Origin of the sequence: Microbacterium radiodurans (assembly GCF_008710705.1) — a bacterium.
Classification (GTDB): Bacteria; Actinomycetota; Actinomycetes; order Actinomycetales; family Microbacteriaceae; genus Microbacterium; species Microbacterium radiodurans.
In genome coordinates, this window is the sequence record NZ_VYRZ01000001.1 from 630,374 (window position 1) to 642,108 (window position 11,735).

Here is an 11,735-nt window from a genome sequence, read left to right on the forward strand (position 1 = left end):
GGGCGGATGCTGCGGCATCCGCCCCTTCGTCGTCCTCCGCGCCTCGCGTGCCGCCGCTCCGCGCGTGCCGGGATGCAAGGGTTCGTCGACGACACCCCGGGGCCGGCCGCTCCGCGGCGGCGTGTCGGCCGCGATCCCTTGCATCCGCGCACGACTGGGGGCGGGATGCGGGGCACCCGATCAGGGGGCGAGCGGGGCCACGTCGACCGAGACGCGCAGGGTCGAGGTCTTCGCCTCGGTGAAGATGATGCCCTTGACGGGGGAGACGTCGCCGTAGTCCCGACCCCACGCGACGGTGATGTAGCGGTCATTCGCCCACTGGTCGTTGGTCGGATCGATCGCGAGCCACTCGTCGGTGCCCGGCAGCCACACGGCCAGCCAGGCGTGCGAGGCGTCCGCGCCGAACACCCGCTCCTTGCCCGGCGGCGGCTGCGTCGCGAGGTAACCCGAGACGTAACGGGCTGCCACGCCGTGCGAGCGCAGGCAGGCGAGGGCGACGTGCGCGAAGTCCTGGCAGACTCCGGCGCGCTTCTCGAGAGCATCGCCGACCGTGCTGGTGACCGTCGTCGCGGTGCTGTCGTAGTCGAAGTCGGTGTAGATCCGGCGCATGAGGTCGGTCGCCGCCTCGCCGATCGGGCGGCCCGGCTGCAGCGAGACGGCGCCGTAGGCGGCTGTCGCGTCGGACTGCGCGACACGGGGCGAGGGCAGCGCGAACTCCGCGGCCCGCCACGCGTGATCGAGCTCGGGATGCCGCAGCGGCCGCGCGAGCTCCCAGGGCTGCGCGAGGGCGGCATCGTCGTAGGCCGGCGCGGTGACGGCGACCTCGCTCGAGGACTCGATCGACAGCGCCTCGTGCGGATCGGTCACGTGGAAGTAGGTCGACCAGTTGCCGAAGTAGTCGGTCTCGCGCCGCAGGTCGCCCGGATCGGGCGAGAGCGTGACGGCCGCGTCGCGCACGCTCTGCCACGCGAGCTCGCGCGGTGTCAGGTGGAACTGCCCGACGCTGTCGTCGACCGGCGCACTGTAGGTGTAGGCGGTGCGGTGCCAGACCCGGTACTGCTTCACGCGCGGACCTCCATGAGCTCTTCGATGAGAGCGAGCGACGACAGCGCGACGGGCGGCGGACCGCTCTCGAAGTGCAGGTCGCCGATGGCGTCGCCGAGCTGCTCGAGCTGGGCGGTGAGCTCGGCCAGCAGATCGGCGAGAGCGGTGCGGATGCCGTCGGGCGCGGCCACGAGGTCCGCGGCGTCGACCCCTGCGACGAAAGCCTCGACGTCCTCGACGAGCCGCTCCGGCCGCGTCGAGCCCGTGGAGGCGGGGGCCGCGGCGAGGTGCGTCCGCAGCTCGGCGAGCGCGAAGGCGACCGAGCGGGGATTGTCGGGGTCGCGAAGCAGCAGGTCGAGCACGTCGGCGGGACGCACGGCTCCGCGGTACCGGCGCCGATGGGTCACGATGCTCTCCGAGGCCGACAGCAGACCTTCGAGAACCGACCGCTCGGTGCGCGCGTCGCGTCGCTCGATCGCCGTCTGCAGCAGGAACGTCACCTGCAGCGCCCGCTCGAGGAAGCGGCCGGCCTCGATGAGGTGCCACGCGGCATCCCGCATCATGTTCGCCGTCACGCCCTGGAGTGACAGGATGACGGTGAGCATCCGCCCCGCCGACTCCGCGGTGCGGTGGGAGTGAGGCGATGCGCGCAGCGCCCGCGACGCCCGCTCGATGCCGGCGAACACGCGCCAGGTGTCTCCGGAGAGCTGGTCGCGCACCCCCTCGAGCGCATCCCGCATCCGGGCCAGGGCGTGAGCCGTCGATCCGGTGCGCGAGGGATCGAGCAGGAGAGAGCGGAAGTCCGCGTCGGCATCGTCGGACCGGGCTGCGGAGGCGGCGGGCACCGGGGTCGGGGCGGGCCCGGCGAGACGGTGGATGGCCTCGCGCAGCGCGCGGGCGCTCGTCTGCGGTGCCCGTCCCGCGCCGGCGAGGTCGATCTGCTGCTGCGCGGTGATGACCAGGCGCAGCAGGTCTTCGGCGCGCTCGGCGTAGCGGCCCGACCAGAACATGTCGGCGAGGGCGCGCGGGGCGACGCTCGGGTTGCTGCGGCCGCCCGGGAGAGGAGCGATCTCGGTGAGACCCTGATCGGGGTCGGTCTCGGCGGCCTTGAGCACCCAGACGTCCTTCGTCGTCGGCGCGGATCCGGCGTCGGCGCGGACCGTGGCGAGCCCGCCGAGCAGCGGCCGGTAGACCGAGCCGTGCCGCAGCGTGAAGGCGCGGAGCACGAGCGACTGCGCCGCCGCTCCCGCCCCGGCCCACACGGGCGCCTGCGAGAGCGGCAGTCGCTCCTGCCCGACGAACCGGTGCGGCGCGGCGGCGATGCGGGCCGCCAGCGCCTCGGGGCTCATTCCCGCCACATCATGGCGCGAGCCGTCGATCGTCTGCACCACGAGAGCGGGGTCGCCGGAGCGCAGGCGATCCAGCACGACCTCCCGACCCGTGTCGTCGCCGCACCACCACGTCGGCACGGCCGTCAGGCGCAGCTGCTCGCCGAGGAGCGCCTCGGACGCCGCTGGAAGGAACGGCAGCAGCCCGGGGTTCTCGAGCACCCCGGCGCCCAGCCCGTTCACGAGGCGCACGGTGCCGCGGCGGACGGCCTCGGCGAGACCGGCGACGCCGAGGCGGGAGTCCGGGCGCAGCTCGAGCGGATCGCACCATTCGGCGTCGACGCGGCGCAGGATGACGTCGACCTGCTCGGTCGGTTCGCGACGCGGCCACCCGACGGGCTTCAGCCACACCCGCCCGCGGCGCACGACGAGGTCGCTGCCCTGCACGAGCGGCAGACCGAGACCGCGGGCCAGGAACGCCTGGTCGAAGGCCGTCTCGGAGTGGGGGCCCGGGGTCAGGACGACGACGCGGGGTTCGTCGACGCCCGCCGGGGCGGAGGCGGCGAGCGTCGCGTGCAGCGCGGAGAAGTACGGCTCCATGCGGTGCGGGTCGCTCTGCTGGTAGAGGTCCGGGAGCACCTGCGAGAGCACCCGCCGGTTCTCCATGGCGTAGCCGAGACCCGACGGCGCCTGCACGCGGTCGGCGAGCACGCGCCATTCGCCGTCGGCGTCCCGGCCGAGATCGGTGGCCGACAGGAGCAGTGGATGCCGGTCGCCACTGTCACCACCGTCGCCGCGGGCGACCGGCCGGACGAATCCGGCGTGGCCGAGCACGACGGCTGCCGGCACCACGCCCGACGCCAGCAGCGTCTGCGATCCGTAGAGATCGGCGAGGACGGCCCCGAGGAGTTCGGCGCGCTGCGCGAGCCCGGCCTCCAGGCGCGCCCAGCTCGCCGCGTCGACCACGAGCGGCATGGGGTCGAGCTGCCACGGCTGCGCCCCGGTGTCGGGGCGGACGTACGTGACGCCGTCGTCCGCGAGGAATCGGGTGATCTCGCCCTCGACGCGCCCGAGCTCGGCCGGGGTCAGGGCGAGGGCGAGTCCGGCGAGGGACTGCCAGGCGGGACGGAGCCCGCCGTCGCGGTCGACGACCTCGTCGTAGCGAGCGGTCGCGTTCCCCACCCCGGCGCCGGGCACCTCGAGGGGCAGCGTCGGCTGGGACACTGCGGCGGCGTAGTCGCGGAGCACGCTCACGTCGGCACTCCTGGGCGGGACGGATCTCGGGTCGGATGCCACACTACCGGCGCGCACTATCGTTGAGGCGTGACCTCCGACTCGCCCGCCTTCCTCGTGCGTCCCGCGCGCGCGAGCGATGTCCGCGGCATCCGCGCCATGCTCGAGCCATGGGTGCAGCGCCGCATCCTGCTGGGCAAGGACCTCGTCGTGCTGTTCGAGTCCGTGCAGGAGTTCGTCGTCGCCGAGGCGGATGGCGAGCTCGTCGGATGCGGCGCCCTCCACGTCATGTGGGAGGACCTGGGCGAGGTGCGCACCCTCATCGTCGTCGACGAGTGGCTGCATCGCGGTGTCGGCGGCGCGATCGTCGAGCGTCTCGAGGAGGGTGCCCGCGAGCTGGGCCTCTCGCGCCTGTTCTGTCTGACCTTCGAGGTCGACTTCTTCGCTCGGCGGGGTTTCGAGACCATCGGCGAGCAGGTCGTCGACGCCGACGTCTACTCGCAGCTGCTGCGGAGCCCCGACGAGGGCATCGCGGAGTTCCTCGACCTCGCGCACGTCAAGCCGAACACGCTCGGCAACACGCGCATGCTCAAGCACCTGGGCTGAATCGGGCGCGTCCTCGCAGGACGAGCTCAGGCGGGTGGCAGGCGCAGGGTTCCCGGGGTCTCGCCGACGGTCAGGTCGTCGACCACGCGGAGCGAGCGCGCGAGGTGATCGAGCTCGTCGAGCGCCGTGCCGACGCGCTCGCGGTCGCCGAAGACCGCGGTCAGCGTCACGAGGTGGGTGCCCGTGTCCCACGTGTACGACACGAACGGCGGGGTGCGCGCGTCGGGCGGAAGCGTCATGACGAGCTTCTCGCCGGCTCCGAGATAGGGCGAGCGGAAGTCCTCGGTGTCGTCGTACTCCATCGGCATCATCGCCCGCGCCGTTCGCAGCTGCGACGTGAGCTCCTGCATCTGCGCGAGCACGACGACGACCTCGGGGTCGGTCTTCCACATCCAGGCGCGGACGCGGCCGCCGGCGCGTCGCATGAGCGCGGGCACCGCCTGGCTGGCGGCCCACGCGGCGAAGCGGCCGCCGGGGCGCGGTGCGGCGCCCATCGCCGTGTTCGCCTGACTCAGCAGCATCCCGATCGCGCGCTTGCGGGCGCGGCGGCCGGAGAAGCCGAAGGATTCGGTGACCGGGACCCAGCGGGCGGGGTCGGCGTCGGCGTCGAGTCGTGCCATGGCCCCAGCCTAGGGATGCCGCCTGGACAACAGCCCGCCGCGGCGGAATCGCGGAACGGGGTGTGGCTCCGAGGGGCGCTCGGCCCGCTCGGGTAAGCTCGGGGCGCCGTCGCGGCCACAGCCGCCGGCGCACCGCCGCACAGATTGGCCCTAACCCCCGTGACCGAATCCGCGACGACTCCGAGCGCATCCCGCGACACCTCGCGCCGCCCGCTGCGCATCGTGATGGGAGCCGACACGTTCGCTCCCGACGTCAACGGAGCCGCCCGTTTCGCCGAGCGGCTCTCGGCGGGACTCGCCGCGCGCGGTCACGAGGTGCACGTCGTCACCCCGAGCGTCACCCATTCGCAGTCGGGGGTGTTCACCGAGAACATCGAGGGCGCCGATCTGACGATCCACCGGTTGCCGGGATGGCGCTGGTACCCCCACGACTGGCTCCGCTTCGTCCTGCCGTGGCGCTCGAAGCACTACGCCCGCCGGGTGCTCGACTCGGTGAAGCCCGACGTCGTCCACAGCCAGTCGCACATCGTCATCGGCCGCGGTCTCACCCGCGAGGCGGTCAAGCGCGGCATCCCGGTCGTCGCGACGAACCACGTCATGGCCGAGAACGTCATCGACTTCACGACGCTGCCGCCCATCATCGACAAGCCGCTCATCAAGCTCTGCTGGGACGACGCCAAGCGCACCTTCGACATGTCGCGTGCGGTAACCACCCCCACGCGCAAGGCGGCGGAATTCCTCGAGAACACGATCGACATCACGGGCGTCATCCCGATCAGCTGCGGCATCGACAAGCGCAACTACACCCCGGACCTCTCGCCGCGGGAGCACCGTCGCATCCTGTTCGTCGGTCGCCTCACGACCGAGAAGCACGTCGAGGTCACCCTCCAGGCCGTCGCGAAGCTGGCCCCCGAACTCGACGTGCACTTCGACATCGTCGGCGGCGGCGACCAGCGCCGGAACCTCGAGCAGGCCGCGCAGCAGCTCGGCATCACCGAGCGCGTGACCTTCCACGGCCGCACCGACGAGGCCGAGCTGCGGGCCGCGTACACGCGCGCCGACGTCTTCTCGATCGCCTCCATCGCCGAACTGCAGTCCATCGCGACGATGGAGGCCATGGCCTCGGGGCTCCCGATCGTCGCTGCGGATGCCGTCGCCCTCCCGCACCTCGTGCAGTCGGGTGTGAACGGCTACCTGTTCGAGCCCGGCAACGCCGACGATCTCGCCGACAAGCTGCGACGGGTGCTGACCGCCGGCCCGGAGGAGTACCTCCGGATGCAGCAGGCCTCCCTCGACGGCGTCGAGATCCACGACATCGAGCGCACCCTCGACACGTTCGAGAAGCTCTACCGCGGCGAGCCGCTCGACGCCTGACGATGCGCCTCTTCTTCGACGCGCGCTACATCCGCACCGACTTCCACGACGGCATCAGCCGTTTCTCGCACGAGCTCGCGCACGCGGTCTTCGCTGCGGCGCCGGCCGAGGACGTCGAGGTCACCTTCGTCGTGCACGATCCCGCGCAGGTCGCGTTCCTCCCGGAGGGCGCGCCGCACGTCTCGCTCCACGCGCCGACGTCGGTGCTCGAGCCGCTGGCCGCCCTCCGCCTCAACCGTCATCGGCCCGACGTCGTCTACTCGCCGATGCAGACGATCGGCGCGCTCGGCCGGCGCTTCGGCCTGATCCTGACGCTCCACGACACGATCTACTACCGTCACCGCACGCCCCCGCGCGACCTGCCGTGGTTCGTGCGGCTGGGGTGGCGGCTGTTCCACCTCACCTACGCGCCGCAGCGTGCGACCCTGAACGCCGCCGACGTCGTCGCGACCGTGAGCGAGACGAGCAAGCGGCAGTTCGCGGCCGTGAAGCTGACCAAGCGCGAGGTCGTCGTGCTGCCGAACGCGCCGCAGCGGCTCGCCGACCTCGCGCCGGCGGGCGCGATGCCGGGGGCGGCGGCGCCCCGCAACGTCGTCTACATGGGGTCGTTCATGCCCTACAAGAACGTCGACACGCTCGTGCGGGCGATGCAGTGGCTGCCGGGGCGCACGCTCCACCTGCTGAGCCGCATCTCCGGGACCCGACGCGCCGAGCTCGAGAAGCTGGCGCCGGCCGGCGCTCGGATCGTCTTCCACGGCGGGGTCACGGACGCCGAGTACGCGGCACTGCTGGCGGATGCCGGCGTGCTCGCGACGCTCAGCCTCGACGAGGGGTACGGTCTGCCGATCGCGGAGGCGCTCGAGCTGGGCGTGCCCGCCGTCGTCAGCGACATGGAGATCTTCCACGAGGTCGGCGGCGACGGCGCGCTGTACGTCCCGGCGCGCGACCCGCGGGCGTTCGCCGCCGCTGTCGAGTCGCTCGACGACGACGACGCGCGGGCTGCGCTCGTCGCGGCCGGTCGGGAGCACATCGCCCGGTTCACGTGGAGTGAATCCGCGTCACGGCTGCTCGCGGCATCCCGTCGCGCCCGCGCGATACGCGCCCGCTGACTGCCGGAGCCGCTGCGGGGGCCGCCGCGGCGGTGACGTCGGTGGGCGGGAGAGCGCGGGCGGGATCGGTGGGGACGCGGCGGTAGCCGTCGCGGAGGACCAGCATGAGCGTGCCGACGACGCCCGCGGCCGCGAGCATCGCGAGGACGAGAAGAAGCAGTGTCGTTCCCATGGCAGGAACGCTACGATGGTCGTCATCCTGCCGAGAAGCGGCAGGCGAGACAGCGTCCGGAGGAATACTGCCATGCACACCGTCGCCTGCATCGTCCAGCCCGGGTTCGCGCCGTTCGAGTTCGGCCTCGCCTGCGAGGCCTTCGGCCTCGACCGGACCGACGACGGCATCCCGAACTTCGACTTCCGCATCGTGACCCCCGATCCGGGCGCCGTGCCCGCGAACATCGGCTTCTCGATCAACATCGACGACGACCTGGGCTTCGCCGACGAGGCGGACCTGGTGGTCGTGACCCCGATCCCGCGGTCGTCGTGGGATGCGGTCGACCGCCGTGTGACCGACGTCATCCGACGCGCGGTGGAGCGCGACGCCTGGGTTCTGACGGTCTGCAGCGGTGCGTTCGCGGTCGCCGCCGCCGGGGTGCTGGACGGCAGGCGCGCGACGACGCACTGGCGCTACGCCGAGACGATGAAGCGGATGTACCCCGAGATCGACGTCGACCCCGACGTGCTCTACGTCCAGTCCGGTCGCATCATCACCTCGGCCGGAACCGCGGCCGGTCTCGACGCGTGCCTGCACCTGCTGCGGCTCGAGCTGGGTCCCGAGGCGGCCAACACGATCGCGCGGCGGATGGTGGTGCCGCCGATGCGCGACGGCGGTCAGGCCCAGTTCATCGCGCGCCCCCTGCCCGAGGTCGCCTCGCTGTCGCTCGCGCCCATCACCGACTGGATGATCGAGAACCTCGATCTCGACCTCTCGGTCGACCTGCTCGCGTCGCGGGCGCACATGTCGCCGCGCACCTTCGCCCGCCGGTTCAAAGCCGACTACGGCACGACGCCCGCGGCCTGGCTCGGGCGGCAGCGGATCCTGCGCGCGCAGCACCTGCTCGAGAAGACCGATCTCGGGCTCGAGCAGGTCGCCGCCGACAGCGGGTTCGGGTCGGCCTCGGTGCTGCGGCAGAACTTCGCCCGGGCGCTGGGCCTCAGCCCGTCGGCGTACCGCGCGCGCTTCGCCTGCACCGTCGACGAGGCTGTGGCATCCTGAACGATCCGATGCTAAAGTTGAGCCACCCAGACTCAACTTTGAGCCGATCAATATCAGGAGACGCATGAACGCCACGCAGCAGCCCGGACAGGAGGACGCGCAGAGCGCCCTCGAGCAGTTCGGCATCAACCTCACCGACCGGGCCCGGCAGGGCAAGCTCGACCCCGTGATCGGCCGAGACGGCGAGATCCGCCGGGTCAGCCAGGTGCTCACCCGGCGCACGAAGAACAACCCCGTCCTCATCGGCGAGCCCGGCGTCGGCAAGACCGCCGTCGTCGAGGGGCTCGCGCAGCGGATCGTCGCGGGCGACGTCGCCGAGAGCCTGAAGAACAAGGAGCTCGTCTCGCTCGACATCTCGGCGCTCGTCGCCGGTGCGATGTACCGCGGGCAGTTCGAGGAGCGCCTGAAGAGCGTGCTCAAGGAGATCACCGAGTCCGATGGCCGGATCATCACCTTCATCGACGAGCTGCACGTGCTCATGGGCGCCGGTGGCGGCGAAGGCTCCGTCGCGGCATCCAACATGCTCAAGCCCATGCTCGCCCGCGGTGAGCTGCGCCTGATCGGCGCGACCACCCTCGACGAGTACCGCGAGTTCATCGAGAAGGATGCCGCGCTGGAGCGCCGCTTCCAGCAGGTCTACGTCGGCGAGCCGAGCGTCGAGGACACCATCGCGATCCTCCGCGGGCTGAAGGAGCGCTACGAGGCGCACCACAAGGTGGCGATCGCCGACGGCGCGCTCGTGGCCGCGGCATCCCTGTCGAACCGCTACATCCCGGCGCGCCAGCTGCCCGACAAGGCCATCGACCTGATCGACGAGGCGGCCTCGCGGCTGCGCATGGAGATCGACTCGGCGCCGCTCGAGATCGACGAGCTGCGCCGCCACGTCGACCGGCTGAAGCTCGAGGAGCTCGCGCTGAAGAAGGAGAAGGACGCCGCGTCGCGCGAGCGCCTCGAGGCCCTCCGCGCGACCCTGCAGGCCGAACAGCAGAAGCTCGACGACCTGCACGCCCGGTGGGAGCGCGAGCGCGCGTCGCTGAACCGCGTCGGCGACCTCAAGACGCGCCTCGACGCCGCCCGCGTCGAGGCGGAGCGCGCGCAGCGCGAGGGCAACCTCGAGAAGGCGTCGCGCCTGCTGTACGCCGAGATCCCCGCGCTCGAGCGCGAGGTCGTCGAGGCCGAGCGGGCGGAGACGGCCGTCGACGGACCCGAGCGGATGGTGGGCGACCAGGTCACCGACGAGGACATCGCCGCCGTCATCGCGGCGTGGACCGGCATCCCCGTCGGACGCCTGCTGCAGGGCGAGACCGAGAAGCTCGTGCGACTGGAGTCCGAGCTCGGCAAGCGCCTCATCGGGCAGAAGGTCGCGGTGAAGGCGGTCGCGGATGCCGTGCGCCGCTCGCGTGCGGGGATCAGCGACCCGAACCGGCCGACCGGATCGTTCCTGTTCCTGGGCCCGACGGGTGTGGGCAAGACCGAGCTCGCCAAGGCGCTCGCGGAGTTCCTCTTCGACGACGAGCACGCCATGGTGCGCATCGACATGTCGGAGTACGGCGAGAAGCACTCGGTCTCGCGCCTCGTCGGCGCCCCTCCCGGGTACATCGGGTACGAGCAGGGCGGCCAGCTCACCGAGGCCGTGCGGCGGCGCCCGTACTCGGTGGTGCTGCTCGACGAGGTCGAGAAGGCGCATCCCGAGGTGTTCGACGTGCTGCTCCAGGTCATGGATGACGGCCGCCTCACCGACGGCCAGGGGCGGACGGTCGACTTCCGGAACGTCATCCTGATCCTCACCTCGAACCTCGGCTCGCCGATCCTGATCGACCCGGTGCTGACCCGCGAGCAGAAGCGCGAGCAGGTGCAGGTGCTGCTGCGCCAGGCGTTCCGGCCCGAGTTCCTCAACCGGCTCGATGACACCGTCATGTTCGAGGCGCTCAGCCAGGACGACCTCGCGCAGATCGTCGAGCTGTCGGTCGACGCGCTGCAGCGGAGGCTGAAGGACCGGCGTCTCGCCCTCGCCGTCACCCCGGATGCGCGCGCCTGGCTCGCCGAGCGCGGCTACGACCCGGTGTTCGGCGCGCGGCCGCTGCGGCGCCTCATCCAGTCCGAGATCCAGGACCGCCTCGCGATGGCGATCCTCTCGGGCGGGGTGCGCGACGGCGACGTCGTGCGGGTCGATGTCGCCGCCGACGGCGGGACGCTCGTGCTGACGAGTGCGGGACCGGCCGCCGATCCTGCGCCTGTGGACGGCGATGAGGTCATCGAGGCGGAGCTGCTCGACGACTGACGCGCAAGCCCCGGGTGCCGTGCTCCGCGGTCGTGAGAGCATCGGGGGATGCGCACGCTCCGGGCCCTCTGGGGCGCCTCCCACCCCGGACCCTCGGTCGTCGTCACCACGCTGTCATTCGCTCTCGGACTCGCGGTCGGCCTGGATGCGTGGCGACTCGCCCTGCTCGCCGTGGCCGTCCTGCTCGGACAGCTCTCCATCGGCATCTCCAACGACGCCCTCGACGCCGAGCGCGACCGGGCCGTCGGACGCCGCGACAAGCCGCTCGTGCGCGGCGAGGTGTCGCGCCGCACGGCGTGGATCGCCGCGGCGCTCGCCGTCGTGCTCGCTCTCGGGCTGTCGGCGCCGCTCGGGTGGGCGATGCTGCTGGCGCACGCCGTCACGATCGCGTCGGGGTGGGCCTACAACCTCGGGCTGAAGGCGACGCCCCTCTCGGTCGTCCCGTTCCTCGTGAGTTTCGGGCTCTTCCCGTCCCTCGCCTCCCTCGCCGCGCCGGAGCCGAGCCTCGCCGCGCCGTTCGCGTGGATCGCCGGCGCCGCGCTCGGCGCGGCCGTGCACCTGACCAACGTGCTGCCGGACCTCGATGACGACCGGCGCACCGGCATCCGCGGGCTGCCGCACCGACTCGGGGCGACCGCCTCCGTCTCGATCGCCGTCGCGGGCATCGTCGTCGCCGCTGTCGCGGTGCTTCTCGGCGGGCGGAGCGACGGCGTCGTGCCGTGGGTCTTCTTCGGCGCCGTGCTGGTGCTCGCGGTCGCCGTCGTCGTGCGGATGCGGCTCCACGGCCCCGATCGCGTCGGTTTCCGGCTCGTGATGGCGGCCGCGCTGCTGCTGGCCGCGCAGCTGGTGGTCGCCGCCGGCGGGCTCACCTGAGCCCGATCCCACCTCGGCTGAGCCTGAGCCCACCCGGTGCGCCCGAGCCCA

Annotated in this window: 10 protein-coding genes; 6 read left to right on the forward strand and 4 right to left on the reverse strand. The window is 72.3% G+C overall.

The window, feature by feature from the left end; all coding sequences use genetic code 11:
• Nucleotides 1-180: 180 nt before the first annotated feature.
• Nucleotides 181-1,065 (reverse strand): transglutaminase family protein, encoded by an 885-nt coding sequence (locus F6B42_RS03005; protein ID WP_150418095.1) that lies wholly within the window; start codon nucleotides 1,063-1,065, stop codon nucleotides 181-183.
• Complete coding sequence (locus tag F6B42_RS03010; RefSeq protein WP_150418096.1) at nucleotides 1,062-3,626, reverse strand: circularly permuted type 2 ATP-grasp protein; 2,565 nt, start codon at nucleotides 3,624-3,626, stop codon at nucleotides 1,062-1,064. The genes F6B42_RS03005 and F6B42_RS03010 overlap by 4 nt, the downstream gene beginning before the upstream one ends.
• Before the next feature lie 69 nt (nucleotides 3,627-3,695).
• Here F6B42_RS03010 and F6B42_RS03015 point away from each other — a divergent pair, with 69 nt between their 5' ends.
• Complete coding sequence (locus tag F6B42_RS03015) at nucleotides 3,696-4,211, forward strand: amino-acid N-acetyltransferase (protein ID WP_150418097.1); 516 nt, start codon at nucleotides 3,696-3,698, stop codon at nucleotides 4,209-4,211.
• A gap of 26 nt (nucleotides 4,212-4,237) precedes the next feature.
• Here the strand turns inward: F6B42_RS03015 and F6B42_RS03020 are convergent, their stop codons facing one another.
• On the reverse strand, nucleotides 4,238-4,831 hold the full coding sequence (locus tag F6B42_RS03020) for a hypothetical protein (RefSeq protein ID WP_150418098.1): 594 nt from the start codon (nucleotides 4,829-4,831) through the stop codon (nucleotides 4,238-4,240).
• A 159-nt stretch (nucleotides 4,832-4,990) separates the two neighbouring features.
• On the opposite strand from F6B42_RS03020, the gene F6B42_RS03025 reads away from it, so the two are divergent.
• Together F6B42_RS03025 and F6B42_RS03030 are read left to right on the forward strand one after the other, a co-directional pair.
• Nucleotides 4,991-6,205, forward strand: coding sequence for a glycosyltransferase (locus tag F6B42_RS03025; RefSeq protein ID WP_150418099.1), 1,215 nt, complete (start codon nucleotides 4,991-4,993; stop codon nucleotides 6,203-6,205).
• Nucleotides 6,206-6,207: 2 nt separating this feature from the next.
• A complete protein-coding gene (locus F6B42_RS03030) occupies nucleotides 6,208-7,314 on the forward strand; it encodes a glycosyltransferase family 4 protein (protein ID WP_150418100.1) in 1,107 nt (368 codons plus the stop codon).
• Here F6B42_RS03030 and F6B42_RS03035 read toward each other — a convergent pair.
• Nucleotides 7,244-7,486, reverse strand: a complete 243-nt coding sequence (locus tag F6B42_RS03035; RefSeq protein ID WP_150418101.1) for a hypothetical protein — start codon at nucleotides 7,484-7,486, stop codon at nucleotides 7,244-7,246. The two genes, F6B42_RS03030 and F6B42_RS03035, sit on opposite strands and share 71 nt — an antisense overlap.
• Nucleotides 7,487-7,558: 72 nt before the next feature.
• Here F6B42_RS03035 and F6B42_RS03040 point away from each other — a divergent pair, with 72 nt between their 5' ends.
• The 3 genes from F6B42_RS03040 (at nucleotide 7,559) to F6B42_RS03050 (ending at nucleotide 11,684) form a co-directional block, all read left to right on the forward strand.
• The gene (locus F6B42_RS03040) at nucleotides 7,559-8,530 is read left to right on the forward strand and encodes a helix-turn-helix domain-containing protein (protein ID WP_150418102.1); all 972 of its coding nucleotides are present in this window, start codon (nucleotides 7,559-7,561) and stop codon (nucleotides 8,528-8,530) included.
• Between the two features lie 64 nt (nucleotides 8,531-8,594).
• Nucleotides 8,595-10,811, forward strand: coding sequence for an ATP-dependent Clp protease ATP-binding subunit (locus F6B42_RS03045; RefSeq protein WP_150418103.1), 2,217 nt, complete (start codon nucleotides 8,595-8,597; stop codon nucleotides 10,809-10,811).
• A gap of 48 nt (nucleotides 10,812-10,859) precedes the next feature.
• Complete coding sequence (locus F6B42_RS03050; RefSeq protein WP_150418104.1) at nucleotides 10,860-11,684, forward strand: UbiA family prenyltransferase; 825 nt, start codon at nucleotides 10,860-10,862, stop codon at nucleotides 11,682-11,684.
• Nucleotides 11,685-11,735: the final 51 nt, after the last annotated feature.

Bases quoted from the DNA above. Each gene is read 5' to 3' on its own strand.
- F6B42_RS03030 (WP_150418100.1), top strand. From the start codon at position 6,208: ATGCGCCTCTTCTTCGACGCGCGCTACATCCGCACCGACTTCCACGAC.
- F6B42_RS03045 (WP_150418103.1), top strand. From the start codon at position 8,595: ATGAACGCCACGCAGCAGCCCGGACAGGAGGACGCGCAGAGCGCCCTC.
- F6B42_RS03035 (WP_150418101.1), bottom strand. From the start codon at position 7,486: ATGGGAACGACACTGCTTCTTCTCGTCCTCGCGATGCTCGCGGCCGCG.
- F6B42_RS03050 (WP_150418104.1), top strand. From the start codon at position 10,860: ATGCGCACGCTCCGGGCCCTCTGGGGCGCCTCCCACCCCGGACCCTCG.
- F6B42_RS03040 (WP_150418102.1), top strand. From the start codon at position 7,559: ATGCACACCGTCGCCTGCATCGTCCAGCCCGGGTTCGCGCCGTTCGAG.
- F6B42_RS03020 (WP_150418098.1), bottom strand. From the start codon at position 4,831: ATGGCACGACTCGACGCCGACGCCGACCCCGCCCGCTGGGTCCCGGTC.